At 59.9% G+C, this 25,822-nt stretch carries 25 protein-coding genes; 6 read left to right on the forward strand and 19 right to left on the reverse strand.

Going from position 1 to position 25,822, the window contains the following annotated elements:
- Nucleotides 1–19: 19 nt before the first annotated feature.
- From LRP30_RS33420 to LRP30_RS33470, 11 genes are all read right to left on the reverse strand, one after another.
- Nucleotides 20–934, reverse strand: a complete 915-nt coding sequence (locus tag LRP30_RS33420) for a DUF1028 domain-containing protein (RefSeq protein WP_249757564.1) — start codon at nt 932–934, stop codon at nt 20–22.
- Nucleotides 931–1,722 (reverse strand): alpha/beta hydrolase, encoded by a 792-nt coding sequence (locus tag LRP30_RS33425; RefSeq protein ID WP_249757565.1) that lies wholly within the window; start codon nt 1,720–1,722, stop codon nt 931–933. The genes LRP30_RS33420 and LRP30_RS33425 overlap by 4 nt, the downstream gene beginning before the upstream one ends.
- 226 nt (nt 1,723–1,948) lie before the next feature.
- Complete coding sequence (locus LRP30_RS33430; RefSeq protein WP_249757566.1) at nt 1,949–2,458, reverse strand: nuclear transport factor 2 family protein; 510 nt, start codon at nt 2,456–2,458, stop codon at nt 1,949–1,951.
- Nucleotides 2,459–2,917: 459 nt separating this feature from the next.
- On the reverse strand, nt 2,918–5,374 hold the full coding sequence (gene cofH / locus LRP30_RS33435; protein WP_249757567.1) for a 5-amino-6-(D-ribitylamino)uracil--L-tyrosine 4-hydroxyphenyl transferase CofH: 2,457 nt from the start codon (nt 5,372–5,374) through the stop codon (nt 2,918–2,920).
- Nucleotides 5,375–5,386: 12 nt separating this feature from the next.
- Nucleotides 5,387–6,154, reverse strand: a complete 768-nt coding sequence (cofC, locus tag LRP30_RS33440; RefSeq protein ID WP_249757568.1) for a 2-phospho-L-lactate guanylyltransferase — start codon at nt 6,152–6,154, stop codon at nt 5,387–5,389.
- On the reverse strand, nt 6,141–7,160 hold the full coding sequence (gene cofD / locus LRP30_RS33445) for a 2-phospho-L-lactate transferase (RefSeq protein ID WP_249757569.1): 1,020 nt from the start codon (nt 7,158–7,160) through the stop codon (nt 6,141–6,143). Before cofD ends, cofC begins: the two co-directional genes overlap by 14 nt.
- On the reverse strand, nt 7,157–7,921 hold the full coding sequence (cofE, locus tag LRP30_RS33450) for a coenzyme F420-0:L-glutamate ligase (RefSeq protein ID WP_249757570.1): 765 nt from the start codon (nt 7,919–7,921) through the stop codon (nt 7,157–7,159). Before cofE ends, cofD begins: the two co-directional genes overlap by 4 nt.
- Before the next feature lie 232 nt (nt 7,922–8,153).
- Nucleotides 8,154–8,630, reverse strand: coding sequence for an Lrp/AsnC family transcriptional regulator (locus LRP30_RS33455; RefSeq protein ID WP_249757571.1), 477 nt, complete (start codon nt 8,628–8,630; stop codon nt 8,154–8,156).
- A gap of 28 nt (nt 8,631–8,658) precedes the next feature.
- Nucleotides 8,659–9,321 carry an NADPH-dependent F420 reductase gene (npdG, locus tag LRP30_RS33460; protein ID WP_249761892.1) on the reverse strand — a complete coding sequence of 221 codons (663 nt, stop codon included), beginning with the start codon at nt 9,319–9,321 and terminating at the stop codon, nt 8,659–8,661.
- A 203-nt stretch (nt 9,322–9,524) separates the two neighbouring features.
- Nucleotides 9,525–9,758, reverse strand: a complete 234-nt coding sequence (locus LRP30_RS33465) for a MoaD/ThiS family protein (RefSeq protein WP_249757572.1) — start codon at nt 9,756–9,758, stop codon at nt 9,525–9,527.
- Nucleotides 9,755–11,566, reverse strand: a complete 1,812-nt coding sequence (locus tag LRP30_RS33470) for a molybdopterin cofactor-binding domain-containing protein (protein WP_249761893.1) — start codon at nt 11,564–11,566, stop codon at nt 9,755–9,757. The genes LRP30_RS33465 and LRP30_RS33470 overlap by 4 nt, the downstream gene beginning before the upstream one ends.
- Here LRP30_RS33470 and LRP30_RS33475 point away from each other — a divergent pair.
- Nucleotides 11,471–12,094 carry a hypothetical protein gene (locus tag LRP30_RS33475; protein WP_249761992.1) on the forward strand — a complete coding sequence of 208 codons (624 nt, stop codon included), beginning with the start codon at nt 11,471–11,473 and terminating at the stop codon, nt 12,092–12,094. The genes LRP30_RS33470 and LRP30_RS33475 overlap by 96 nt on opposite strands.
- On the opposite strand, the gene LRP30_RS33480 is transcribed toward LRP30_RS33475, so the two are convergent.
- The 7 genes from LRP30_RS33480 to LRP30_RS33510 form a co-directional block, all read right to left on the reverse strand.
- Nucleotides 12,025–12,519, reverse strand: coding sequence for a (2Fe-2S)-binding protein (locus LRP30_RS33480; protein WP_249757573.1), 495 nt, complete (start codon nt 12,517–12,519; stop codon nt 12,025–12,027). The two genes, LRP30_RS33475 and LRP30_RS33480, sit on opposite strands and share 70 nt — an antisense overlap.
- Nucleotides 12,516–13,391, reverse strand: a complete 876-nt coding sequence (locus LRP30_RS33485; RefSeq protein ID WP_249757574.1) for a xanthine dehydrogenase family protein subunit M — start codon at nt 13,389–13,391, stop codon at nt 12,516–12,518. Before LRP30_RS33485 ends, LRP30_RS33480 begins: the two co-directional genes overlap by 4 nt.
- 6 nt (nt 13,392–13,397) lie before the next feature.
- Complete coding sequence (locus LRP30_RS33490) at nt 13,398–14,432, reverse strand: LLM class flavin-dependent oxidoreductase (RefSeq protein ID WP_249757575.1); 1,035 nt, start codon at nt 14,430–14,432, stop codon at nt 13,398–13,400.
- Nucleotides 14,433–14,494: 62 nt separating this feature from the next.
- A complete protein-coding gene (locus tag LRP30_RS33495) occupies nt 14,495–14,815 on the reverse strand; it encodes a hypothetical protein (RefSeq protein ID WP_249757576.1) in 321 nt (106 codons plus the stop codon).
- Nucleotides 14,797–16,380, reverse strand: coding sequence for a hydantoinase/oxoprolinase family protein (locus tag LRP30_RS33500; protein WP_249757577.1), 1,584 nt, complete (start codon nt 16,378–16,380; stop codon nt 14,797–14,799). Before LRP30_RS33500 ends, LRP30_RS33495 begins: the two co-directional genes overlap by 19 nt.
- Nucleotides 16,377–17,453, reverse strand: a complete 1,077-nt coding sequence (locus LRP30_RS33505) for a DUF917 domain-containing protein (RefSeq protein WP_249757578.1) — start codon at nt 17,451–17,453, stop codon at nt 16,377–16,379. Before LRP30_RS33505 ends, LRP30_RS33500 begins: the two co-directional genes overlap by 4 nt.
- A gap of 43 nt (nt 17,454–17,496) precedes the next feature.
- Nucleotides 17,497–18,180 carry an IclR family transcriptional regulator gene (locus LRP30_RS33510; RefSeq protein ID WP_249757579.1) on the reverse strand — a complete coding sequence of 228 codons (684 nt, stop codon included), beginning with the start codon at nt 18,178–18,180 and terminating at the stop codon, nt 17,497–17,499.
- Between the two features lie 462 nt (nt 18,181–18,642).
- Between LRP30_RS33510 and LRP30_RS33515 the strand changes: the two genes are divergently transcribed.
- From LRP30_RS33515 to LRP30_RS33535, 5 genes are all read left to right on the forward strand, one after another.
- Nucleotides 18,643–20,046, forward strand: coding sequence for an ABC transporter substrate-binding protein (locus LRP30_RS33515; protein ID WP_249757580.1), 1,404 nt, complete (start codon nt 18,643–18,645; stop codon nt 20,044–20,046).
- A 36-nt stretch (nt 20,047–20,082) separates the two neighbouring features.
- A complete protein-coding gene (locus LRP30_RS33520) occupies nt 20,083–21,099 on the forward strand; it encodes an ABC transporter permease (RefSeq protein WP_249757581.1) in 1,017 nt (338 codons plus the stop codon).
- 104 nt (nt 21,100–21,203) lie between these two features.
- Nucleotides 21,204–21,986, forward strand: coding sequence for an ABC transporter permease (locus tag LRP30_RS33525; protein WP_249757582.1), 783 nt, complete (start codon nt 21,204–21,206; stop codon nt 21,984–21,986).
- Nucleotides 21,983–22,957 (forward strand): ABC transporter ATP-binding protein, encoded by a 975-nt coding sequence (locus tag LRP30_RS33530; RefSeq protein ID WP_249757583.1) that lies wholly within the window; start codon nt 21,983–21,985, stop codon nt 22,955–22,957. The genes LRP30_RS33525 and LRP30_RS33530 overlap by 4 nt, the downstream gene beginning before the upstream one ends.
- Entirely contained in the window at nt 22,944–23,918 is a 975-nt protein-coding gene (locus LRP30_RS33535; protein WP_249757584.1) for an ABC transporter ATP-binding protein, read from the forward strand. Before LRP30_RS33530 ends, LRP30_RS33535 begins: the two co-directional genes overlap by 14 nt.
- A gap of 643 nt (nt 23,919–24,561) precedes the next feature.
- On the opposite strand, the gene ald is transcribed toward LRP30_RS33535, so the two are convergent.
- Nucleotides 24,562–25,674 (reverse strand): alanine dehydrogenase, encoded by a 1,113-nt coding sequence (ald, locus tag LRP30_RS33540; protein WP_249757585.1) that lies wholly within the window; start codon nt 25,672–25,674, stop codon nt 24,562–24,564.
- Nucleotides 25,675–25,822 lie beyond the last annotated feature (148 nt).

A 25,822-nucleotide genomic window follows, 5' to 3' on the forward strand; every position in this document is an offset into this window, starting at 1 on the left:
GCAAAGAGGGTTGAGCTTTTCACGCACCGAGGAGTTCGTTCGATGACAGCTGAAGGATGCCGACTGCGTAGAGCCCGTCCACGAAAGTCCGGTACTGCGGTCGCGCCGCGGCGATGGCGGCAACGAGTCTCCTCCCCGAGGCAATTTCGCCGGCGCGGATCAGCAGCACGCCCTTCCAGAAGGTTGGCTCTGGGTCAGCGCCGATCAATGCCTGGGCCTCCGTGAGCATGCGCAGTGCCTCTGCAAGCTGCGGACCTGTCGCTGCCGCCTCGCCCGAGAGCAGCCCAGGTGTGAAGACAGATGCGCCGAAGATCGTGTGTGCCTGAGAGAGCTTGGCGAGCCTGCGAAGTTCGGCGAGCGGCTCCGGATGGTCATCAACTCGCACATCGATGAGCCGGTTAGCCCAGGGCGCTGGAGTGATGGCGGCGGGCACCAAAAGGAGCGCGGCGGACATCCGGCCACGGGCGTCACCTCCAGCGGCTTCACCTGCATCCATTGCCGCGAGCATTCGGTCGAGAAGCGGGCCGTCAGTATCCTCGTACGCTGCTAGCATGGCGGGAACCACGGCGTCGCTGGCGAGCATATTTCCGAGCACGACAACGTTGCTGGCCTCGAGGTGAGCGCGGTGGGGAACGCAGCGATCGCCAGTGAACATGGCTTTGCCGCCGCCGGCATCGAGAAAGGCGACTTGGCGCAACTCTCGGTCTTCGTCCTTTGCAAGCAGGCCCGTGAGCGCCGTCGCCGCCGATGCGCCGGAGGCCATGAGATCAAGCCCGTTCGGCCCGTAAGCTGGATTAACGAACGACTGGGTCGCAACAACGCCAACACCGGCTCGCGCAAACGTCACAACGCGCCCGAGCGCGAAATAATGCGATTGGCTGGCAACACCCAATTCACCGGTGATCGGGTCTCGGGCGATAATCGAGTATGTCATCTTCCGGACTCCGCATGCGCAAGGTGTGCCTTGATCGCGGCGATCAAAGCCGGCGGATCCTCCAGCATCGGCAAGTGACCAATGCCTGGCAGGACAACGTGCGGAGCATGCAGCGCGGCTGCCATTTCTGCGCCGGCTGCGGGAGGGCAGGTCAGGTCGAACTCGCCGCTCAGAACCGTCACAGGACAACTGACGCTGGCCACATGGGCCCGGATATCGGCCGCGCAGGCGGCTCTCCACACGCGACGGATGTCGTCCTTTCCGTTTGGATTACGCAGCGCAATGGTCTTGGCCACCACTTCGGCAGACGCGTTTGGACCCAGTGCATATTTCGGCAGGATGAGCCCAAACATCTCGGCGACGGTGTGATGCTCAAGGGTGGCTAGAACAGCCGCATTGTCAGGATCTCGCGAGTAGAGCTGACTGCCTACCGCGACAACCGAGAGGACCCGTTTGGGCTCGGCAGCAGCAAGATAGACCGAAATCGCTCCACCAAGCGAACCGCCGATGGCGTGGAAGCGACCGATGCCCGCCCGGTCGACGGCATCGATGCAGTCCTGCGCCCACCGGGCAAGGTCGTACTGTTCGGCCGGCGGCGAGTCACCGAATCCACGCATGTCGGGGACAATCGTGAACCGGTCGGCGAATGCCGGCACGATCTCGGCCCACGCCGCTCCCTTGAGATTGATGGGATGCACGAACAGGATTGGCGGCCTGCTCGCGTCGGCTTCCCCATGGTAAGAAACCGCAATCGGACCGACCGGTCGCTTGATAGTGAGCCGCCTCATGAGTCCTCCACGGTCACGACGCTCCGAACGGCCGAAAGGACGCTCGATTGCGTGTCGCTTTTCCTTTCCATGAGGCTCGCGCACTACGGTCCATCCGCTTCTCGGCGGCCACATCGGGCGGCAACTTCAGCTGGAAAATCTTCTCTGGATGTTCTTCGCCCCGGCGGGGTCAGTCCGTCCGCCGGGTGCAGGATGCGCGGCCAGCCCGGCAGGGCGCTCGCTTTGATTACGGCCCTTGGTCGTCCGTAACCGAAAAGCTCTTGCCGAAGCTGGGCGGCAGATAGCCCACGCCGCGGCTGGCATAGCTATCGCCGAACGGCTGCCGGATCTTGTCTTTGGGCGCCATCTCCGAGCAGTGGAAGTGCCAGATCTTCCACTCCGGCTGCCCCTCTCCGTCGTTGCGCACGTAGATTTCGGTGCTGCGCAGGTACTGGTCCGGTTTGTCGGCTTCTTCGAAATTGCCCTCGCAAAGCAGGTAGGCCATGTCGTCATGGACATCCAGACGCCAGATGTGCATGACCGCAGGCTTCGATCGCGGCCTGTCCTTGAACGACTCCCAAAAGGCGGTCAGCTCCTCCCGCCCGAAGTACGGATCGCCGCTAAGGTTGAAATTTAAGAACGCGGTGCCACTAGGAAAGCAGGTTCGCATCAAGGGGATATCCCACTTGTGATTGGCAATCCACCAGTCGCGGTGCACTTTCAAAATGGCTGCTCGGTCCTCATCTAAAGTCGGCATGGATGCTCCTGGGTGGTGTGATCGTAAAATTGGCCGCCGGGGAAATCCCCCTCGTATCGGCGACCTCATCGGCCTCGGGTGCAAAGACCAAGGCAGATTCTCGTGCTTGAGCCTCGGCCGCCGGCAGTCGCTTCTGGACAGCAGTTCTGAGCGGTTCAGCTGAGGGCGCGCCAAGAAGACGCAAAATCGAAAGAGCTAAAGCGGGACGACGCTGCTGTTCCTCGTGATCGACTGATGTCGCGGACGGTTAGGATGCACTGGGACCGCTCACCAGTGCGCGAAACGCTGGCAGACTGAAGCTTGCTGGGCAATCAATGGCCCAGCCGAAAGCGTGCGCTGGCGTGATGCGGCTCACTCTAAGGATCCTCCATTTCAGATATGTGATCACAAATCAAATTACTCGTCAAGACCAACCCCACACGCACCGGCATTCTGAGGCTCGCGCGCGACGCGCTCCGGCTAAGTCATTTCAAGAGCGCGGGGCCGAGGGATGTCTCCTCCATCGCGATGGTCGTCCAGTCCCGTAACAATCGGAGTGAGCGGCGGAGGGTTCAGCGAGGCGAGATAACGATCATCAGCAACTTCGCCATAGAGCGTTGTACGTTGGCGCGGCAGGCGTGCCATGGCCCGGATGAGCTCTTCCATTTGTTTTGGAGCCATCTCGTGGCCATGCTGGGCGCCGGCTGAACGCGAGATCGTTTCGTCCATCAGCGTGCCGCCGAGATCGTTCACACCGGCCTCAAGGCAGGCGCGAACGCCTTTTTCGCCGAGCTTCACCCAAGAGGTCTGGATGTTGGAGATTTTCGAGTGGAAGACGAGACGTCCGATCGCATGCATGAGAACGACTTCGCGGAAGGTCGGCCCCTTGCGCGAGCGCCCTTTCAAGTAGATCGGGGCTTCCATGTGCACGAACGGCAATGGGACAAATTCAGTGAAGCCACCGGTCTCGGTCTGAAGATCCCGGATGCGCAACAGATGCTTTGCCCAATGCTCGTAACGGTCGACATGACCGAACATGATCGTTGCGGTGCTGCGCAATCCCGCTCTATGGGCCGCTGCCATGACCTGCAGCCATTGCGCGGTGTTGATCTTGTCGGGACAGAGGATCCCGCGAACCTCGTCGTCCAGGATTTCTGCAGCCGTCCCGGGCAATGTACTAAGACCAGCGTCCTTCAACTCGCGCAGAAACTCATCGACTGAAATTCCGAGCGTCTTGGCCCCCTGAAACACCTCGAGGGGCGAGAAAGCATGGATATGCATTTCGGGGGTGAACTGCTTTACGGTCCGACAAATCTCAAGATACTTGGCGCCGGTGTAGGCGGGATGGATGCCGCCCTGCATGCAGACCTCGGTCGCTCCGCGCTCCCAGGCTTCGCATGCGCGCCGCCCGATCTCATCCATGGAGATATCGTACGGCCGCCCGCGCAAGTTCTCGGCGAGCTTTCCTTTCGAGAAAGCGCAGAACTGACACCTGAAGTAGCAGATATTGGTGTAGTTGATGTTGCGGTTGACGACATAACTAACCGAATCCCCACTGACGGAGCGGCGCAGCTCGTCAGCAGCGCGGCACACGGCCCTGAAATCGCGCCCCTCGGCCTCGAACAGCGACACGATCTCTGCCTCGTCGAGTCGTGCCCCAGAATGAGCCTTTGCGACAATTCCCCGAAAATTGCCGGTTAAGACGGCGGGCGAGCTGGCATCTTCACGCAGCATCGCGAGCTCGCCGGCAGGCGGATCGCACCTCGCTCCAGGGCACCATTCGTCCAAACGCGGCCAGCCATTTCCGTCGACAAGACCGAGCAGGTTTTTCTGCAGGGACGCGTCAGTCCAGCGAGCATATTGACGCGCATAGGCCGGGTAAACTGCGAGGCGTTCGACGAGCGTCTTGCCGCATTCAGCGGTAGCCTCGGACAGGCGTGTCACATGCGGCCAAGGCGCCTCCGGATTGACATGGTCCGGTGTAACCGGGGATACGCCGCCCCAATCATTAATGCCAGCAGCCAGGATCATGTGCAGTACGCCCGGGCTGAGATTGGGGGGCGCCTGGATGTTCATGTCGGGCCGGAACAGCAATCGCGTGAGCGCAAGGGTCCACAGATGCTCTTCCATAGTCGGCGCCGGCGCGTCCCTCATGCGGGTTTCCGGCTTCGGCCTGAAGTTCTGGATAATGACTTCCTGAATGTGCCCGTAGCGATCGTCCAGATTGCGCAATGCAAGCAGCGAGGAGATGCGCTCAAGCGGCGTCTCGCCGATGCCGATCAGCAATCCGCTCGTGAACGGGACCGAGAGCTGGCCTGCAAGTTCAATTGTTCGCAGCCGACTTGTGGGCTCCTTGTCAGGAGAGCCGAAATGTGGCCCCCCGGGCTCGCACAGCCGTGCCGATGCGCTCTCGAGCATGATCCCTTGCGAGATGGAGACTTTGCGCAAGGCTGCGATATCGTCGGCCTCCATCAAACCTGGATTGAGGTGCGGCAACAAGCCAGTCTCGCGGAAAACCACGCGCGCGGCTTCCTGGAGGTACGCGAGCGTCGATGCAAAACCCATCTCGTGCAGCTCTCGCTCGGCCTGGCGGTAGCGCAGCTCAGGCTTGTCACCCAGCGTAAATAGCGCCTCCTTGCAGCCGGCCTCACGACCGGCACGCGCGATCGCCAGCACCTCATCGATGGTGAGGTAGGCACACTGCCCTTTTTTGGGCGGATGGGCGAATGTGCAGTAGTGGCAGACATCACGGCATAGCTGGGTTAGCGGAATGAAGACTTTTCGCGAGTAGGAGATCTTTCTGCCGTGAGCCTCATCCCGCTTTGACGCCGCCATTCGCATGAGATCGGGAAGGGACACGTCGCTGACGAGAGACAGGGCCTCGGAAGCGGAAATGTCGCTTCGCCTTAACGATTCCAGAAGCATCCGATCCACCATTCTCAGAACTCCTCACGCTCCGCGAAAAACGGCGGAGCTCTCTCCATTTTGAGCAACCAACCCCGAGCTCAGTTCGGCCGCCGCATCGACGCTTGCGCGCCCCGTCTGTCCGACTCCCATGCCCAGCCGCCTTTGGCCCAGATGAATCGAACGCAAATAACGATCGGTGGCTGTGGACGTGTTCAGGTCAAGAAAATCAAAGAGATCGGCGGGAGCATCGAGATCCAGCCCAATTCTTGCATTCCGCCACACGATAGGCTCAATGCCGAGCCAATCGGCTGCGGCGATGTGGCGAGCGAAGCTATCGGGGCCGAAACACGGCTGCAACGGCCGCGCCAAGGTGAATGCAACCGCGTTGGTGCCGCCATCGCGCGGTGCCGGCACGATCACTGCGGCGTTGCCTTGCGCGGCTTGGAGGAGCGTCGAAACGTCCTCGCTCAAGATTGCCGGCACATCGCTGGGCAGAACAAGGATGAGTTCGCCTCCACGATTTTCGACGGCAGCGAGTCCGGCTGCCACTGCAGAGTTGGTTCCGTCCGCACCGCCGTCATCAAACACGACAGTCCCCAGACGAGCCGCCTCTTGAGCGACATCCTCCGCATTGGTTACCACGGCGACATGGTTCAGTTTTATCACCCCGCATGCCGCACTCACAACGTCGGCCAGCATCGATCGGGCCAACAGGACGCGCTCGGATGACGTCAGCAATGGAGAGAGCCGCTGCTTCGCGCGCGAGAACGATTTTGCCGGGATGACTACCCATGCATCAGGTGTCGTCATGATGCGCCTCCCTTCGAAGTGGCCTGCCCCGCCGTTCGGGCGTTACGCGAAGGCTCTCGCCGAAGGCAAGCGCATGCTCGGCGAGCGTGATCTTCGACTGCATGTCTGTCATGAGCGTAGGTGCCGCCTGTACATCGACCCCAAGGTGGCCCGCCCCTGCCGCATCGGCAGTATCTATGACGAGGCCATCGAGCAGCCCGGCATAATGTCTGGAGATCTCAGCATTTGACGGCTCGACGCCGAGTTCGTCCATGATCTTGCGCGTCGGCCCTTTGATTGCCTGACCGCCTATAATCGGGGAAATAGCCACAACGGGAACGCAGGCTGCGCGCAGCTTTTCAGCCATCCCAGGAACAGCCAGGATCGGATCGATGCTGAGATAGGGATTGGACGGACATAGGATAATGAGACGGAGATCGTCGCCATCAAGTGAGGCAAGCACCTCCTCGCTCAGGCGAGCGCTTTGGGCCCCGCTGAACCGGATCTGCTTGACAAGCGGTTCGCACCGACGTTCGACAAAATAGCGCTGGAATTCGAGCTCGCCTTCAGTGGTGTCAACGATGGTGGAAAGCCTGTCGTTGGTGACGGGCAGCACAGCTGAAGAAATACCGAGCCGGTGTGCAAAGTCGCTCGTAATGATTGTGAGACTTTCGCCGCTTACGCGACGGCGGGTCCGCTCGATATGCATGGCCATATCGCGATCGCCGAGCAAGAACCAGGTCTCGCCGCCGATCTGCTTCAAAGCCTCCATGAAATTCCAAGTCTCATCGAATCGACCCCAACCGCGCACCGGGTCGCTGAGACCTGCGAGCGTATAAAGGACTGTGTCCAGGTCCGGCGAGATATGGAGTCCGAGATGCTCGAAATCGTCGGCAACATTGACGACCACGCTCAATCGTTCTCCGAGAACGTGCTGCAATCCAACAGCGAGCTTTGCTCCTCCGACGCCGCCGCAGAGCGCCACAACACGTCCTTGTCCCGGCAAATACTGTGATCGCCCGTTCATCTGAACATATCCCGTTCTTTCGCACGCATGAGCGCGGAGGCCGAATTGATTGGCGCGCGAGAGGAGAATCCACGGACATGGATGACGGGCTGGCCCTCGGCTGCCTGTCCCATCAAGAGCGAGGCGGCGGCTGCCAGCTCATCCGCTAGCGCGATCTCTGTCACCTGCATCGGCCGCCCGAACAGATCGGGCTTGCCGATCATGCTCTGAAGGGCAGGAATTCCAGCACTTCCGAGCGCCACGCCAACGACGCCGTTGCGCCACGGCCGGCCGAAGCTGTCGTTTATAATGACGCCGACATCGACACCGAATTGTCGATCGAGGCCAGACTTGAGGCGTTGGCAACTGGTATCTGGATCTTCAGGCAGCAACAGCACGCGATGGCCGCGATCCTGCTCGATATTGGATTCATCTATGCCGGCGTTCGCCATCACGAAGCCGAGGCGGTGAGCAACGATGATTATATTCTGTCTTGCGCGAAGAACCTCGGTCGATTCTGAGAGCACCACCTCGATGTGCCGGGGATCCTTGCCGACCGTTTTTGCAAGCTCCACAGCGCGGTCGGAAGGGCTCACATCATCGAGATAGACGTACCTGTTTTCCGCCTTCGACACGATCTTTTGCGCAATGACAAAAACATCGCCGGATGCGACGGCGATCCCTCCGGCCCTCACGCCATCCACGATGACATCAACCAGATCGTCGCCAGGTCCCACCAGAGGAATCCCGGGGAGCGCGGTGTAAGTGATGCTCCTCGTCATCGCGACTTCTTCCTCCTTCGCCGCTGCCCCATGTCTTGTTGTCTCTGGCGCGTGGGCATCTCTCCTCGAAACGATCTAGAGCCGCACCCGAAATCAGTTCGGTATCCTAACGCTTCTCCTTAAGCAGACTAGCTGGCATACCTCCTGGATAAGTCTTCGTGAGGATCCTGTAGGCGTGCTGACGAGCGCCACGTCCTGCCTTATTCCGGACCCCGCTTCGCAACCGGCAACGCTAGCCATGGAGCGCAGCCGGAGAAATTGATCGCCTTACGACAGTGCGCATTGCGAAGCTCGACTGCAGTCTTGCCACGCCCGGCAGGCGTGAGAGGTGCTGTTTATGAATGCGTTCGTAATCCTCCATGTCGCGCGCTAGCACCGAAAGCCGATAATCGTCCGTACCGGACATCAAATGGCAGGCGACAACGTCGGGGCACTTCTGAATTTCGGCCTCGAAAACCCTGAGCGCGTCCTCGCTTTGGCGGTCGAGCGTGATGTGGACGATCACGGTCAGCGGAAAGCCAAGCGAGTTTGCATCGATCTCGGCTGAGTAGCCTTTAATGACCCCGGCTTTCTCCATTTGCAGCACGCGCCTTGCGCAAGACGTTGCCGAGAGGCCGACCCGTTCGGCCAACGCCAGCTGGCTTATTCGGGCATCCCGAATGAGCTCGCTTAGGATTTTACGGTCCAGAGGATCGAGGGCTGTGAGCATCGTTGCGAACGCCCGTGAGGTTTTCCATTCACGTCAGGCCGGAAATCGTGATGCCGGCACCTTTCACTTTGTATTTGCGGTTGATCGCGATCAGGACGGAGGTAAGAGCCTCGGCTGCGGCCGAGTTCGCGAGCGCACCGCCATCGATCCCGCGATTGCTCACCGCATCCGCCAGCAGCATCACCTCCTTGCGGGCCTCAGGATCATCGCTGAACACGAGGACGTCGCAGTCCGCCTTGCCTCCGGCATGGAGCTTCTGTGAGCCAACATTGTGAAACGCCCCGACCACCCGCGAGCTCGGATCAAGCTGCGACTGCGCAATCAGCGCGGCCGACCCGGCGCTCGGGAGTTGAACAACGGAGACCTTCGGCGGCACGAGCGGCACGACCGCGGTGACAACGATCTTGCCCTTGGCCGCGTCCTTGATCTCGGCCAAGCTTGTCTCATAACTGGCGAAAGGCACGGCAACGACGACAATATCGCTCTTTGCCGCGGCGGCAACGTTGGTGTCGCCACTCACATTGGCGAACCCGTCGGATTTTAAGAGCGAGACTGCATCTTGCGCGCGCTCAATCGAGCGCGATCCAAGAATGACGGAGTATCCGGCGCGACTCCAGCTGCGGGCAAGGCCGGATCCGAGATCTCCAGTGCCGCCGACGATTGACAAAGTCGGAAGGGGCGCGTTTGACATTTGGCTTACACTCCTTTGCTTACGGCATGACGTCTTGACGGTGAACACTCTGCTTGGCTTGAGCATGTCGGACGTTATTCACACCAGGCCGAACACTCAACAGGTCAGTCAGACACCGCCACTTCACGTGAACGAACTAATTCAAGGACGGCTCGGTGGGAGGTCAACAATTCTCGGTTGCTCCCCGACCAAAGGAGTTCATGCTAGCCGCCCTCAAGATAGGGAAAGAAATTGAGTTCGGCCCCGTCTTTGACTTCAGCCGATAACGGCACGACCATGTCACCAATCGAGGCCAGCCAGACCTCATGCTCGGCGCTCAAGGAGTCTATCACATTGAGAATCGTCGCTCCCTCGGGGAGGTCAAGCTGAATGGATCCAACTCCGCCGGGCAAGAACCGGCGGAGATTTCCATGCATGTTGACCTCGACGCGGATCATGAGTGCTGGGCTCGCATGGTGGCGGCAATCTTTTCAGCGGTCATCGGCAGCGAATTCGGCCAGCAACCGGTCGCCGCTGCGATCGCATTACCGATTGCAGCTGGTGGCTCGATGCAGGGGGGCTCGCCGACGCCCTTGGCACCGTAGGGACCGGCAGCGGAGCGGCATTCGACAATAATGCTCTCGATCTCCGGGACATCCATTGCCGTCGGCATCTTGTAGTCGGTCAGGTTCGCATTCATGACGCGCCCGTTCTGATAGACGATCTCTTCCGACAGGGCTTGGCCGATGCCTTGCGCCACGCCGCCCTCGATCTGGCCCTCGATATAGGTCGGGTTAATCGCGTATCCGACGTCCTGGGCCACGACATAGCGATTGATTGTGACTTTTCCGGTGGCTTGATCGACCGAAAGATCGACGGCATGGGCGTGGTAGCTCGGCGTATTCCAGACAGGGAGCGGATGGTTCTTGACGCGTGTCGGATCATAGGCTGGCGCGGGCGAAATGGCCGTGCCATGCGCGATGAGTCCGCCGCCGGCCAGACGCGAGATGCGCGCCAGCTCCGCGATCGAAATCGACTTGTTGCCTGCGACCACGTGCTTGTCCTGTAGCTTCATGTTCTCAATCGGTGCTTCTAGCTGCTTGGCTGCGAGCTCGAACATCTGCCGTCGCAGCTCTTTAGCTGCCGCAAGACACGCGTTGCCGACAGAGAACGTCGTGCGGCTGCCTTGAGCGCCATAGTCGAAGGGCGCGGCCTGAGTGTCAACGCCAGTAACGTTGATGTCCGTCAGATCGAGGGACAACTCCTCGGCCAGCACTTGAGCAGCTCCAGTGATCGCGCCGGTGCCGATTTCGACCGCGCCACTAACGAGTGTCGCACTTCCGTCTGGATTGATCTTGACATAGACGCCAGACGAGCCGCCTGTCGTCATCCACCAGCTGCAGGCAATGCCCTTGCCGCGTCCCGGCTCGGGATTACGATCTTGCCAGCCGATCGCATCGGCTGCCTTGCGCAAACATTCCTCGATGCTCACAGAGGTGTGCGTCTCGCCCGAAGGACCTGGATCCCCCTCCTTGACGACGTTGCGCAGGCGTATTTCGAGAGGATCCAGGCCGAGATCCTTTGCGATCATGTCGATCTGGCTTTCCATCGCGAAATTCGCCATCGGCCCCGCCGGAGCACGGAAGGAGCCCGAATGGACCTTGTTCGTGTAGACAGCGATGCTTTCAAACGCGAGCGCTCCGGTCTTATAGGGACCGGCCATGACCTGAAGTGCGATTGCAGCCGTGCCGGGACCTGAGCCTGCATAAGCGCCACAATCCACGATGACCCGGCCGCTTCGGGCAAGAAGATGCCCTTCCTTGTCGACGGCAGTTTTGAGCAGAACGACGGAGGCCTGACGCGGAAGCGCGGCTGTGAGCTCCTCTTCGCTCGTCGACATCACCTTAACCGGGCGGGCGGTCTTGCGCGCTAAGAGAGCTGCGAAGTGCTCGACACCAATCCTCAGCTTGCCGCCGAAGCCACCACCAATTCCTGGCACGGTCACGCGCACCCTCGCGGCGGGCAAATCGAGAATTTCGGCCAGTGTCGTTTGCGTGTCAAACGGCAATTGGGTGTTGCACCAGACCGTCACGATTCCGTTTGCGTCCCAATCCGCGGTCGCAACGCGAGGCTCGGTGTATCCCGGATGCTGCAGCGAGGTCGTGAAACGATGCTCGTAGATCTTATGAGCTTTTGCGAAGGCTGCCTCGACATCGCCGACGTGAATACGGGCTTGACCTGCGATGTTGTTCTTGCGCGAAATGATCGGGAGCGCCTTGTAGGTTTCCCAATCAGGATGGACGCGGATGTCGCTTGTGAGCGCCTCCTCCGGATCGTACAGTGCCGGCAGATCCTGGTATTCAACTTTGATGGCTTCAATCGCGCGCTCGGCGATCTCGGAGGAGGTGGCAGCGACCGCGGCGACTGCATGTCCCATGAACAGGACACGATCGGTTGCGAACACGGTCGTGTCGCGCACCGCAGTTCCATAGCGGACCTGCGGGATATCAGCGGCGGTGATGATCCCGCGCACGCCGGCGATCGCAGCGGCGCGAGAGACGTCGATGTTCTTGATCAGAGCGTGCGCGCGCGCACTGCGCAGGATCTTGCCGTAGAGCATACCGGGCAGCTTGAAATCCGCAGCATAAACGTGCTTTCCGGTAACTTTGCCGACGCCATCCCGCCGGGGCAGGCGGTGACCGACAACGCGATGGGTTTGTGCGTTCATTGCTTGGCTCCCGAAAGTGCGATGCGGTCTGCCGCGGTTTCCACCGCATCGATGATCTTGCGATAGCCGGTGCAGCGGCACAGGGTTCCTGCGATGGCTTCCCTGATCTCCTCGCGCGAGGGGCGGCAACCCGGATGTTCGTCCAGGAATGACTTTGCCGTCAGGATCATTCCCGGGATGCAGTAGCCGCACTGAACGGCGCCGCATTCGATGAACGCTTCCTGAAGCGGATGCAGATGCTCGGGATCGCCGATCCCCTCGATCGTGGTGATCGAGCATCCCTCAGCCTGGCCCGCAAGCAGGATGCAGGAATTGACGGCCCTTCCATCGAGCAGCACCGTGCAGACGCCGCACTCTGCTTCCAGGCAGTTCTCCTTGGTGCCCATCATGCCGATCTCGTTGCGCAGGATCTGCAGCAGCGTCCAATGAGGCTCGATGAGCAGCTGGTGGCTCTCGCCATTGACAACGATATTGAGAATTTTCCGGTTCATTGATCCTGTTCCCGAATTCGTTGCAAACACGTTTCAAGCGCGCGCTCGACCATCACCGCGACAAGGCCACGGCGGTAGCCGGCCGAGGCGCGGACATCGGAGATCGGACTGGACGCCTCCGCAGCGAGCCTGCCTGCCTCCGCAAACTTTTCCTTGCTGGCGGACTGGCCAAGGAGATAGCTCTCCGCCTGTTCGGGACGGAATGCCTTTGGGCTTGCGGCCCCGATGGCGAGGCGCACGGAAGCGCAGCGCGAGGTGGAACCCTCCAGCGTCAAACAAGCAGCAACACAAACCACCGATATTTCCATGGCGCGCCGGCGACCTTCCTTGAGGAAGGCGGTTGCGGATCTGGCTGGAAGCTTGGCAAACCGGATGTTGGTCACGATCTCGGCGGGCAAGAGAGCTGTCTTTCTCGGACCGACGATGAAGTTGCGCAACGGGGAAGAGCGCTGTCCATTGGGACCTGCCATGTCGACACTGGCATCGAGCGCGAGCAGCGGCGGCACAAAATCGGCGGCTGGCGACGCATTGACGATGTTGCCGCCGATGGTCGCGATGTTTCGTACCTGATGGCCACCGACCACGCTGGCGGCCTCTTGCAGCGCCCGCAGGTTAACCCGAAACGCAGGATGCGTTTCGATCGCGCGGTACCTCGTCAGCGCTCCAAGAGTGAACGCGTCGGCAGTCTCGGTGATTTCGTTCATGCCGGGCAGGCACGCGACATCGATCAGATGGACCGGATCGATCTTCTTCCGATTGATCTGGATGACTGTATCGGTTCCGCCGGCAACATAGCGTGCGGTGGGCGCAAACCGTTGAGCAAGATCGATAGCTTCGGTGACACTGGCTGGACGATGCAGATCAAAGCTCATGACTTGCTACCTTCCCTTCGCCTGGGCCACAGCAGGCCACACTTGGGAGCCCATCGTCGCGATCGTCTCCTCGATCGTACCTCTTTCAGGCGCGAAGGGCATGATGATGATCCCGTCGACGCCGGCCTGGCGCAGCTCGATCACACGCGCGGTCACCTCCTCGACATTGCCGGCCAGAGTGAAGGCATTGATATGGCGATCGGTCACATATGGCAGCAGAGGAAGATAAGGCGTCACGCCAGCGGCGTAATGGGCGCCCTGAACCGAGGCGAGTATATCCTCCGGCAAGGTCAGCCCCTGCTCTTCGGCCGTTTCGAATTTGAGACGCCCTGCACCGAGCAATCTTGCAACCGTCGGCCGCAGCGCGTCGCGGGCGGCCTGACCGTCTGGGGCAACACAGGCGTTGAGCCGGACGATAAGCCTGACGGACTTGGGATCGCGACCTGCCTTCTTCGCTCCATCATCCAGTCTCGCACGGAACGCCTTGACTTCCGAAGCATTGCCGCCTGCCTCCATGAACGCAGCGTCGGCGCAAGCGCCTGCCGTCCGTTGGCCGAGTGGACCGTTGCTGGCCACATAGATTGGGATATCAGCGCGAACAGGAGTGAAGTTTAGCTTGCCCTCCTTGAACTGAATGACCTCTCCCTCGTACGTGACGGTCTCACCACGCAGGAGCATCCGGATCACCTCGACCGCTTCGCTGATAGCGCGCGCCGGCTTCTTCCGATCGATGCCAAGCTCAGCGAATCCGGAAATACCGGCGCCGAGGCCGAGAATTGCGCGCTTGTTGGAAATCTCGTCGAGTGTCGCAATCGCCATGGCCGTCAGTGCAGGATGTCTGGCGTAGGGATCTGTCACGCAAGGTCCGAGCCTGACCCGAGACGTATTTTGCGCGAAATATCCCAGGCACGAATAGACCTCCCGATAGAACCGTTCATCGGCAAGCCAGACCGTGTCGTATCCGCTCGCTTCGGCGAGCTTGACGCGATCAAGCATCTTGACCATGGGCGCGTTGCCGAGAATCAGCAGGTCGAGGGTCATCTTGTTGGTGTCCTGTTTGCGCTTACGTCTTGAATCAGGCAGAGCTCAACGCGAAGAAGGGATCATTCTATCTCGTCGCTGACGAAATAGATGTTCTTCGAGCGATCGAGATACTTGCCATAAAGCTCTTCTCGCAGTGCAACACCAGCCGGTGAGGCAAGGTCCTTGTCGTGTTGCTCCAGGCTCTTGACTTCGATCCTTTCGATATATTGCCACGTTGAGTTTTCGGCGCCCTGGATGGGGCGGCGAATGCGATGAACCTTGTAGCTCACGTAATTGTCGAGGCTACGCACGAGAGCGTAGTCGCGCTCGCGCACCCAAGCCTCATATTCCGCCGGGTCGACCCCTTCCTTGAGCGTGCTGATCAGGAAACGGACTGGCATGTGACTTTCTCCTTGGCTGTTTGCCCCATTTGGGTTGATCGAATATTGCCGACCACTTTGACACGCACGCGCATGGCATTTCCGGGCAGATAGGCGATCGGCGTATCCTCCGCCTCGACCAGCGCGAGCGATTCTGAATCCGCGCCGGCCTCCACTGCCCGGGATTCGGCAAGCTTGCGTGCTGAAGCAACCGCCTCGTCTCGCGTCAGTCCCTGAAACACCTGGTCGACTTCACCACTGACCTGGGCAATGGCTGCGCCAACCGCATTCGCGCAACCACCATGCTGAACCCGGACGACACGCCCGACGCCCTGCAATTCTTCCGGAACAAGAAACGCGCCGCCACCGACCGCAATTAGCGTGATGTCTGAAGCGCTTGTCTTCATCCGGTCGACGTTCTCTTCCAGCATCTCCTTGCAGCGGCGCAGAATCCTTTTCACGTCATCGGCAGCGATGTGTGCCACACGCTTGCGATGGCCGAGATCGATCAGTCCGGCGGCAACGCCGATGTCCGTCGCCGTCACTCTATTGCCGCCAAACACCAGCGCTTCCGTGGACAGGCGATACCCAACGCTAAGCGGCCCGATGGTTGCCGCTTCAAGGTCGATATGGCTGCCGCCACCTAGTCCGATCGAAACGAGATCCGGCATACGGAACAGGGTCCTGACGCCGCCAATATGAACGACCGCGTTGGCTTCACGGGGAAAGCCATTCCTCAGGTGGCCAAAGTCCGCCGTCGTGCCGCCGACGTCGACCACTACCGCATCTTTGAGCCCCGAAAGGTAGGCCGCACCGCGCATTGAGTTGGTCGCACCGGAGGCAAAGCTGAACACCGGGTACGTAGCGGCACGCGAGGCCTCCGCGACCGTGCCGTCGTTTTGCGTGACAAAAAGCGGCGCGTTCAGCCCGACTTTTGATTTGGCATGCTCAAAGGCCGTGATGGTCTCCCGCGCAAGCGCAATGAGAGAGGCATTGAGAATTGCCGCGTTCTCACGTTCGAGCAATCCGATCCCGCCGAGCAAATGTGCGCAGGTCACCGACACATCGGGGATTTCTTCGCGCAGGATGGCGGCGACCGCTTCTTCGTCGGACGGATCAAGCGGAGAGAACAGGGCGTTGACCACGACGTATTTGAGGCCGAGATTGCGTATTTCGCGCGCAATTCTTCGGGCTGCGGCAGTATCCAGAGGGGCGAACCTGCGCCCGTCGTAATCGTGGCCGCCTTCGATTTGAAAGACCCCGCCATTGGCGAGCTCAGCGAGGCCAGCCGGCCAATCGGTGAAGGGCGGCAAGGAGCTCGTGGCGGGGAGCGCGACCCGGATCACCGCCACTTTCGTCAGATGACGGCGCTGAACGACCGCATTGATGAAGTGGGTCGTGCCGATCATCAGCGCGTCGAGATCGCTCCCATGCTCGGCACTCAGATCAAGTGCCTCGATGGCCGCAGCCACACCACTGGTGACGTCGGCCGTGGTCGCGACCTTCACGCCCTGCACGACCTTTCCGCCGTCGATCAGCACGGCATCCGTATTGGTGCCACCTACGTCAATCCCAATGCGTCTCATGAGCAGAATACCGACTTGAAATCGATGTCATAACCAAAGGCGCGGGGGCCGACATGGTCGAGTCCGCGCGGCGAGAGGAAGACTGGAGCCGCCGGCAGCGCGATCACCGTCGTCCGCTGCCCGTAGCGAATGGTTTCCGTTCCGATCGCTTCGCCGGATTCGCTGTCGAGAACGCAAATAAGGTCCGGCGTCGAGACAAGCGCCTGCCCATCACGCCACACGACGATCCACTCATTCTGGAAGTCGATCCGGATCTGGCTGCCGTGGTCATCGCCAAGCCCCTCCACGACTGTGCGGCCGCGCAGGAAGCCCTCCGTTGTCCGCCGCTCGACTTCAACGACCTTGCCGGAGAACAGGAACTTGCCGGATTCCGCCTTCAGAATGGCCGCAATCGGGTCGGCGTGTTGCCGGTTGGCCTCAGCAACCGCCCGTCCGAGATTAATGGCCTTGGATGTGGTATGGGGAATGGCCCACTTTTTCACCTCAGCACCGGTGCGCGGCGCCTTGCAGGTCGCAACGATGGATCCGAACTCAGTGCAAAGCTTTCGGCTCACGCGCTCCATCCATTTCCAGGAGGAGGTTTTGCCAACGATGGCCTCATTACCGCGCGGGTCTACTGAGGTCAGCGGATAAGGAGCGAGATTGCCCACTGCAAAGCTTGTCATTTGCGCTTCGGGATAGGCCCGGCCCATCGCATCGGCGTCGACAACTGGAATTTTCAGGTGAACGGCTGCAAGCAAGGACTGCATGCCGTTGCCGCCGCCGATCTCGACCGCCATAACCGCCCTGAACTTGCGGCCAAGATGCTCCTCCATGGCCGAAACGGCGCGAGCGATCAGCCTGCTGTCGACCAAACGCTCCTGGAAGACAAGCGGCGCGCCCATGATGGAGACAACCGCGATCGCATCATCATCGTCGAGCTCGTCGGGATCGATCAGATCGACGCGAACGCCCGCATCGTAGAAACGTCGCAAATTCAAGAGCGCGTGATACGGACTCCCGCCCCCGCCTGTTCCGAGAATCCAGGCACCGACCGAGAGCGCCTCGATATCCTCTGGACTCAATTGCTTCATCTATATCCTCCAAGCCGCACCGATTGCGGCGATAAAAAACAGATCAAGCAGCAACTGGGCCGCCGCCTCCGCCAAGAGCGCGCTGCGCCCGCTGCAACAGAAACTGATCACCGAAGCGGTGCGCTATGCGCTGAGCGGCGGCTGTAAGCAGCGCGATTGCGCGATTCCTTTCCTCATCGCTCATGTGCGAGGCCGGATACGAAATACAGAACCCCACGGTCTCGCGGATTTCTGGATCGGAGACGCTTACCGAGATTGAGCCAACCCCGGGGATCGCCTCATCGAGGGCCTCGGCCCAGCCGAACCGGCGCGGCTGATCCAGCGCCGCCACCAGCTCGTCGACATTTTGAGGCGCGCGCGGCGAAGGCGGAGTGACACCCTCAGCATGCAGCGAGCGCACCACACTATCGGGAAAGCGCGAGAGCAGACTGCGTCCAATCGCAGTCGCAAAGGCAGGAGCACGCTGACCCAGCGGCGTGAAGACACGCAAGGCGTGGGAGCCCTGATGCATCCGGATGACTAGAACATCCGCACCATCAAGGATCGAGACATAACCGGTGTGTCCGGTCTCTCGAGTGATCTCCTTTACGGCCTCATCGACGGCATCAATCAGGGAAGAGTTAAGCTTGTAGAGACGCGAAATCTCGAAAAGCAGATTTCCAACCTTGTAGCGCGGCGGATTTTCCGAGCGGGACAGCAGCCCCTCAACCAGCATCGTCTTCAGCAAACGAGATGCCGAACTTTTAGGCATATTCAACAGTTGCGAGACGTCCGTTACCGAGACCTCGAGCCTGCCGGGCCCAAAAAGTCTAAGGATTTGCGCTGCGTTTTCTATTGAGCCCACTTTTTAATCACCAGGTTTCGTATATTGAAACTGAGTTGACAATAACAGAACGATGACAATAATGCAAGCCATCGCGCACCGGATGACCGGCAAATCTTCGCGTAAAGTCAGGAGGGGAATGAGATGACAAGCGACACACGCCGTCGGGATTTCTTGAAGGTTGCCGCAACGAGCGTCGCAGCCCTTACATTCACGAGCACAGCTCGCTTGGCTGCCGCTCAGGAAAAGCGAACGCTGACAGTCGCCTGGGATGCCGATATCGACACGCTCGATCCGGCGTCCTTCAAGACGTCGGCCGGCTACACCGTGCAGGCCAACGTTTACGACAGCCCGCTGATGTGGAAGGTGCAGCCGGTCGAAGGAAAGCCGGGGGTGTCGCAAGCAAAGCCTGGCGAGATCGAGGGTGGCATCGCCCAGTCCTGGTCCTTTGAAAATGGCGACGCCACGCTGGTGCTGAACATCCGCAAAGGCTTGAAATTACCGAGCGGCCGCGACGTCAACGCCACGACCCTGAAGTATCTCCTCGACCGCGGGCTGCAGTCGCCCGGTTATATGCGCCTCCTGTTTCCGCGCCTTCTCGCGGTAACCAAGCCCGAGCAATTCAAGGTGCGCGACAACTTCACGATCGAAATCAACATGCCCTCGCCAAGCCCGATGGCGCTGGACATGATGGCGCTTATGAACAACGCGCTGCTTGATCCGGAAGAGGTCAAGGCGAATGCGACCGCCGATGATCCCTGGGCCGCCAACTGGTTGAAGCGAAACACAGCCGGGCTCGGGCCGTACCAGCTGGTGAAGAACCAGCCAGGCGTCGAGGTCGTGTTGGAAGCGAAGGCCGATCACTGGCGTGGTCGCCCCTATTTCGATCGGGTCGTCCTCAAATATGTGCCGAACGAAGCTGACCGCGTGCTGCTGCTCAAGCGCAAGGCCATTGACATGGTGGTCGGCAGATCAACGCTATCTCCGCGCAATGTGAAGAGTCTCGAGGCGGAGCCAGGTTTGAAGACCGTCTCCGTGCCGGACACCCTGTGTCACTGGCTTTGCATGAACACGCAGAAGGCGCCGCTTAACAATGTTAAAGTGCGCCAGGCCATCAACTACGCCATCCCGGTGCAAGCCATCATACCGAGCGTGCTGTATGGTTTTGGCACCGAGATGAGGAGCCCTGTGCCGAGTTTGACACCCGGTTACGACAGCACGATCAGTCCCTACAAGTACGACATCGCAAAGGCTAAGGAGTTGATGCGCGAAGCGGGCTTCAGCAATGAGCCTATTCCGATCGATCTTGCGGTACGCGCTGGATGGCAGCCGCACGAGCAGGCCTCGGTCTGGCTTCAGACCGAGCTGGAGAAGATCGGCTTCAAGGTGAACATCGTCAAGGAAACCGAAGCCACCTTCCGCCAAATCGCAACCAAGGGCGATCACCAGCTTTCGATCGAGTCTTGGCAGTCGTGGATCAACGATCCCTTTTATCACCTGTTCTTCAACTTCCACAGCACAGCGAAAGGCACCAACACCTCATTCTATTCCAATCCGGAAGTCGACAAGCTGATCGATGAGAACATGCATGAAACCAACACCAGCAAGCGTCTGGCCGCGGCAAAACGCCTGCAGGAGATCATTATCGGCGACGCCGTCTGGGGGCATCTCTGGTACGAGAACTGGACCCGCGTCATGCGATCCGACCTCATTGGTATTGAGAAGCGCTGGGATAGTTATGAGCGCTTTTTCAGCATGAAGCTCGCCTGAGCACGTCATCTTCGTCTCAATAGGGAGAGCGCTTCAATGGGTTTCTTCAATTATGTCATGCGACGGTTTGCGCTGGCTCTGCCGACCTTGTTCGGCGTTAGCGTGATCTGCTTCACCCTCACCTACCTGCTCCCTGGCAATCCGGCCATGGTCAAGGCGGGCCCGTTCGCCACGCCCGAACATCTCGCTGAAATGGAGCACCAAATGGGCCTGGATCGCCCGTTCCCGGAGCAATACTACCGCTACGTATCCGGCATCTTCAAAGGCGATCTTGGTGAGAGTGCCTCGACGGGACGGCCGGTTTCGCAGGACTTTCTTCAGCGCCTGCCCGCCACTCTCGAGCTCAATCTTGCGAGCCTTCTCATCGCGATCGTGATCGGACTGCCGCTTGGGGTCCTTTCTGCGGTGCATCGCGACACATTGGTTGACCATATCGGACGCGTGGTCGGCATCATGGGTGTCGCAATGCCGAGCTTCCTGACTGGGCTCCTGTTCGTTTACGTCTTCTTCTACATGCTCAACGTGGCCCCCTCACCGCTGGGTCGCCTGGGATCCGGCATAGAACCTCCCGCACATATAACAGGGCTTTATGTGATCGACTCCCTGCTTACCGGCAACTGGACCACCTTACGATCAAGTCTGAATCAGCTCATGCTGCCTGCAGCGACCCTCGGGCTTAGCGCAATCGCGCCAGTCGCGCGCATGGTGCGGTCCACCATGCTTGAGATCCTCGAGTCCGATTACATCAAGGCCGCGTGGGCGGCCGGATTGCCGCGAAGAACGGTGATCTATCGGGACGCGCTGCGAAATGCGCTGATACCCGTCATCACGATTTCCGGAATTGTTTTTGGATTTCTAATGGCCGGGAATGCGGTCGTCGAAAGCGTGTTCTCATGGCCTGGTATCGGCAATTACGCGGTGACCGCATTGCTTACGAAGGACTCGGCTCCGATCCAGTCTTTCATCCTGTTCGTCGCAGTGACGTGTGTCATGGTCAATTTGGCGGTCGATATTGCGTACGGTCTCGTAGATCCCCGGATTAGGTTCAGCTGATGTCCTCATCATTGTCTATCTCCTCTTCGATTTCGCAACCAGCGGCTTCATCACTGGTGTGGCAGCGGCTTCAGCGCAATCCCGTCTCCTTTGCGGCACTGTGCGTGATCGTGCTGATCGCGGCGGCGGCGATATCGGCCCCGATCGTGGCGCCCTACGCGCCCGACGCCACCGACCCCGCAGCCTCTTTGCAGCCGCCTTCCTGGCATCATGCGCTCGGCACTGACGAGTTCGGCCGCGATCAACTCTCGCGGATCATTTTTGCCGCACGTGTCGACCTCCTGGTTGCCTTTGCGGCAACGTTTGTTGCCGTTTCGATCGGAGGGTTGCTTGGAGCGGTCGTCGGCTACAGCCGGGGGTGGGCTGATACGATCGCGATGCGCGTCGTCGATGCTCTGATGGCCTTCCCGGCCTTTGTACTGGCTATGGGCATCACCGCGGGGCTTGGCAATTCCACCACCAATGTCGCAATTGCTATCTCGATCACGCAAATCCCGGCCTACCTGCGGCTGACCCGTGGAGAGATGCTTCGGCTCCGCGAGATGGAATATGCCGATGCTGCTCGCACTCTCGGCAATCCGACCTGGAGGATTGTGTTGATTCACCTGCTGCCGAACTGTCTTCCGCCGCTGATTGTGCAGGCGACGCTCTCGACGGGTTTTGCCCTTCTGACGATGGCCTCGCTCTCCTTCATTGGACTTGGAATTCAGCCGCCACAGAGCGAATGGGGCGTGATGACCGCGGAAGGTGCCTCACAGATCGTTACCGGAGAATGGTGGCTGTTCCTGTTTCCCGGCCTTGCGATCATGACTTCCGTTCTCGCATTCAACCTTATCGGCGACGGATTGCGTGATTTGCTGGACCCGCGCATGAGGGGTTTGAGATGACCGAGCTGCTTGAGATCTCTGATTTGACCGTGCATTTTGAGATCAACCAGGGCGCCATCGAAGCAGTCGACCACATCAACCTGACGATCCGTCGGGGCGAAGTTCTCGGGCTGGTTGGCGAGTCCGGGTCGGGAAAGTCGGTCACGTCTTTTGCCATTCTGCGCCTGATCCGTCCGCCAGGGCGTATCTCCGGAAGCGTTCACTTTGACGGCGTAGACCTTGGCACGCTTTCTGAGGAAGAGATGCGGCGCATGCGCGGCGCAAAGATCGCGATGGTATCGCAGACGCCGCGAACCGCGCTCAACCCGCTCCTGACTGTTGGAAAGCAGATTTCACGCTTGCTGATGGTGCACGCCGGCTTGTCGCCACGAGAGGCCGACAAGAAGATGCTCGAGATGCTGCGCCTTGTCCGCATTCCGGCGCCCGAAAAGCGAGCCAAGCAATACCCGCATCAGCTCTCGGGAGGAATGTGTCAGCGGATCATGATCGCTATGGCGCTTGCAACCTCACCTCAGCTCCTGCTCGCGGACGAGCCAACGACCGGGCTCGACGTTTCGATCGCGGCCAAGATTCTTGATTTGCTGCGCGAATTGAGCGCGAAAACAGGTGCGGCGATCATGCTCGTCACGCACGATCTTGGCGTCGTTGCCGAGATCTGCGATCGCGTCGCCGTTATGCATGCCGGCCAGGTGGTTGAATGCGCGCCCGTGCGGGAGCTGTTTCATAATCCGGCCCATCCCTACACGAAGGCGCTCGTCCGATCGATACCGAGGGTCGATCGCGACGTCGTTCTACAGCCCATACCAGGGTCGGTTCCGTCCCTGGTCAACCCGCCGAGCGGGTGCCGTTACGCAGGGCGCTGTGAGTGGGTGATGGATCGCTGTCGTGCCGCACGCCCTACGATGATCGAGGCCGGCCCCGGCCATGTTGTAGCATGTTATGGATTCGAGGAACGCCGTGGCACTTGTTGAGATACGTGATCTGCAGATGCATTTTCCGCTAGGCGGGGTGGCCGGCACTTTCGCGCGCCTACGCGGTCAGGAACAGCCCGTCGTGCGTGCGGTCGATTCAGTCTCCTTCGATATAGAAGCCCGCGAAACGGTTGGATTGGTTGGCGAATCCGGCTGTGGAAAATCGACCGTCGCGCGTTGCTTGGTTCGGCTAGTCGAGCCGACGGCGGGATCCATCCGCTATGATGGCACGGACATAGCGAGGCTTGATGCCCATGCCATGAAGCCCTTGCGCCGCGATATCCAGATGGTGTTTCAGGATCCTACTGCCTCGCTCAATCCTAGACTATCGGTGAGACGGATGGTCGAGGAGGCCCTCACGCTCCATACCAAGCTTCCGGCGAAGGAGCGGCGCGAGCTCGTCGAGGAGCTCATGCAGGAGGTGGGGCTCGGCCGCGATCTGTTGGATCGGTATCCGCACGAGCTTTCGGGCGGTCAACGCCAGCGGGTCAATATCGCCAGGGCGATTGCAACGAATCCCCGCTTCGTTGTTCTTGACGAGCCAACCTCCGCACTCGACGTATCGCTACGCTCGCGGGCAATTCTCCTGTTGGAGAAACTGCGCGAGCAACTCGGGTTGTCTTACCTGTTCATTTCACACGATCTGGCCACTGTGAAGTACCTGGCGAGCCGCGTTGCGGTGATGTATCTCGGCAGCATAGTGGAGATGTCGGGCACCAAGGATCTGTTTGCAAAGCCCTTGCATCCCTACTCGCGCGCTTTGCTAGCGGCCGTTCCAGTTCCGGATCCCGACGCAAAGCGCGACGATTTCGCTTTGTCGGGCGAAATTCCAAGTCCTATCGATATCGCGCCTGGATGCAGGCTGAGAGGTCGCTGTCCGTTGGCCAAACCTGTGTGCGCGGAAAGACCGCCTTTGAAGGAGGTTGCGCCCGGCAGGTTCGTGGCCTGTCACCTGGTCTGATAAGGACGTCTATAAATGTTAGAGCCGCGGTGCTGAGGAGCTCGAGTTCAAGATGGCTGTTGTCCAGTTTGTTTTTGCGGCATTGAAGCCTTGAGGTCAGCGCAGTTGACTATGAACGAGTCGAACGCGACGTGGATTGCGTGTTTGCTTCGAAGTTGAAGTCGATCGTGAGCTATCGCATGCATCGAATCACCGAAACGACCTCTCCTGTGGCCCGCGGGACTATATTGAGCGTAGACCGGAGCGTGCGGTCTGCGAGGCTGAACTCGCTGTCGCCGGCAAGGAACTGATCGACGACCTTTACGAGAAGCATTTGGATAAATCGAAGACGGTATCGGTCTGGTCGGAACGTATCGAGCCGTGACACCCGCGACGAGGCGCTTGGTCTGATGCGTCTGCTTCGGATCTACTCGTTCTGATGCACCTACGCCCTGATCATCCGCGCCGGTTCTGAGGAAGAGCCCGGAGGATGCTTCACGTAGATTCAATCACCCTTTAAAAGGGGCCAAGCCAACAAACACGAATTCTCGGCTTCGGGTGGGCAAGGTTGCAGGCCGCATGCCCTTCGCGTCCTTAAAAAAAGGGCCACTCCAAGGAGCGGCCCTTAAGTGAGGGAGGAAACGTCCCATAGGGACTTCTGGGATCAGGCCGCAGCCTGTTCGATCGGGGAGAATGGCAGGCCAAGGCTCTCGGCTACAGTCTTGTAAGTGAGCCGGCCGCGATAGATATTGAGGCCAGCGCGCAGATGCGGATTTTCGAGGACCGCCGCGAAACCCTTGTTGGCGAGCGCTAACCCGAACGGCAGTGTGGCATTGTTCAGTGCTTGGCTCGACGTGAGCGGGACGGCTCCGGGCATATTGGCGACGCAATAGTGAATTACGCCATCGACCTCGTAAGTTGGATCCGCGTGCGTGGTCGGGCGCGATGTTTCGAAGCAGCCCCCTTGATCGATGGCGACGTCAACGATGACGGAGCCCTTGCGCATTGAGGCCAGCATGCTGCGGCTGACGAGTTTCGGCGCGCTTGCACCGGGAACGAGGACCGCGCCGATGACAACGTCTGCTGCAAAGACTTCCTCTTCGACGGCGTCTATGGTCGAGAATCTGGTACGCACGCGGCCTTCGAACAGTTCATCCAACTCGCGAAGGCGCGGGATCGAGCGGTCGAGGATCGTGACCTCGGCACCCAGGCCGGCGGCTATTCGGGCTGCGTGAGTCCCAACGACGCCGCCTCCGATAACGACGATGCGAGCCGGCTGCACGCCAGGAACGCCGCCAATCAACAGCCCCCGCCCGCCGGTATAGCGCGTCAGGGCGTGGCCTGCCGCTTCGACCGCAAGCCTTCCTGCAACTTCGCTCATCGGCGCAAGCAGCGGAAGCCCGCCATGCGCATCCGTCACCGTCTCATAGGCGATGGCGGTGCATCCGGATTCGAGGAGTCCCTTCGCCTGTTCCGGATCTGGCGCCAGATGCAGGTAGGTGAAAAGGATCTGCTCCTCTCGCAGCTCAGTCCATTCGGAAGGTTGCGGCTCCTTCACCTTTACGATCATCTCGCTCGATGCGAAGATCTCACGAGCTGAGCCGACAATCGATGCGCCGGCGTTGCGATAATTGTCATCGCTCGCGCCAATGCCGGCACCCGCATTGGTCTCGACCAGTACACTGTGACCGGCAGCTACATATTCTCGCACGGCGCCAGGGGTTAGACCCACGCGGTATTCGTGCGTCTTGATTTCCTTAGGCACCCCTACCTTCATATGCAATCTCCTCGTTGGACGCCCCCCTTCTAGTCGAAAGGCCAAGTTGTTTCTCTGCAAAATCGGGAAGAACGGGCGGCATAACGGCGAGAATCTTCGCTCTCCGAGGGCATCTTGCAGAATTCCAAACAGTCGCTGTCCTGTCGTT

The organism is Bradyrhizobium sp. C-145, assembly GCF_023375135.1.
GTDB lineage: Bacteria > Pseudomonadota > Alphaproteobacteria > Rhizobiales > Xanthobacteraceae > Bradyrhizobium > Bradyrhizobium zhanjiangense.

Bases quoted from the DNA above. Each gene is read 5' to 3' on its own strand.
- LRP30_RS33530 (WP_249757583.1), top strand. From the start codon at position 21,983: ATGACCGAGCTGCTTGAGATCTCTGATTTGACCGTGCATTTTGAGATC.
- LRP30_RS33420 (WP_249757564.1), bottom strand. From the start codon at position 934: ATGACATACTCGATTATCGCCCGAGACCCGATCACCGGTGAATTGGGT.
- LRP30_RS33490 (WP_249757575.1), bottom strand. From the start codon at position 14,432: ATGACCCTCGACCTGCTGATTCTCGGCAACGCGCCCATGGTCAAGATG.
- LRP30_RS33475 (WP_249761992.1), top strand. From the start codon at position 11,471: ATGCTCGTAGATCTTATGAGCTTTTGCGAAGGCTGCCTCGACATCGCC.
- cofH (WP_249757567.1), bottom strand. From the start codon at position 5,374: ATGGTGGATCGGATGCTTCTGGAATCGTTAAGGCGAAGCGACATTTCC.
- LRP30_RS33455 (WP_249757571.1), bottom strand. From the start codon at position 8,630: ATGCTCACAGCCCTCGATCCTCTGGACCGTAAAATCCTAAGCGAGCTC.
- npdG (WP_249761892.1), bottom strand. From the start codon at position 9,321: ATGTCAAACGCGCCCCTTCCGACTTTGTCAATCGTCGGCGGCACTGGA.
- LRP30_RS33485 (WP_249757574.1), bottom strand. From the start codon at position 13,391: ATGAGCTTTGATCTGCATCGTCCAGCCAGTGTCACCGAAGCTATCGAT.
- cofD (WP_249757569.1), bottom strand. From the start codon at position 7,160: ATGAACGGGCGATCACAGTATTTGCCGGGACAAGGACGTGTTGTGGCG.
- LRP30_RS33495 (WP_249757576.1), bottom strand. From the start codon at position 14,815: ATGCCAGTCCGTTTCCTGATCAGCACGCTCAAGGAAGGGGTCGACCCG.
- LRP30_RS33465 (WP_249757572.1), bottom strand. From the start codon at position 9,758: ATGATCCGCGTCGAGGTCAACATGCATGGAAATCTCCGCCGGTTCTTG.
- LRP30_RS33480 (WP_249757573.1), bottom strand. From the start codon at position 12,519: ATGAACCGGAAAATTCTCAATATCGTTGTCAATGGCGAGAGCCACCAG.
- LRP30_RS33430 (WP_249757566.1), bottom strand. From the start codon at position 2,458: ATGCCGACTTTAGATGAGGACCGAGCAGCCATTTTGAAAGTGCACCGC.
- LRP30_RS33520 (WP_249757581.1), top strand. From the start codon at position 20,083: ATGGGTTTCTTCAATTATGTCATGCGACGGTTTGCGCTGGCTCTGCCG.
- ald (WP_249757585.1), bottom strand. From the start codon at position 25,674: ATGAAGGTAGGGGTGCCTAAGGAAATCAAGACGCACGAATACCGCGTG.
- LRP30_RS33505 (WP_249757578.1), bottom strand. From the start codon at position 17,453: ATGAAGCAATTGAGTCCAGAGGATATCGAGGCGCTCTCGGTCGGTGCC.
- cofE (WP_249757570.1), bottom strand. From the start codon at position 7,921: ATGACGAGGAGCATCACTTACACCGCGCTCCCCGGGATTCCTCTGGTG.
- LRP30_RS33500 (WP_249757577.1), bottom strand. From the start codon at position 16,380: ATGAGACGCATTGGGATTGACGTAGGTGGCACCAATACGGATGCCGTG.
- cofC (WP_249757568.1), bottom strand. From the start codon at position 6,154: ATGACGACACCTGATGCATGGGTAGTCATCCCGGCAAAATCGTTCTCG.
- LRP30_RS33425 (WP_249757565.1), bottom strand. From the start codon at position 1,722: ATGAGGCGGCTCACTATCAAGCGACCGGTCGGTCCGATTGCGGTTTCT.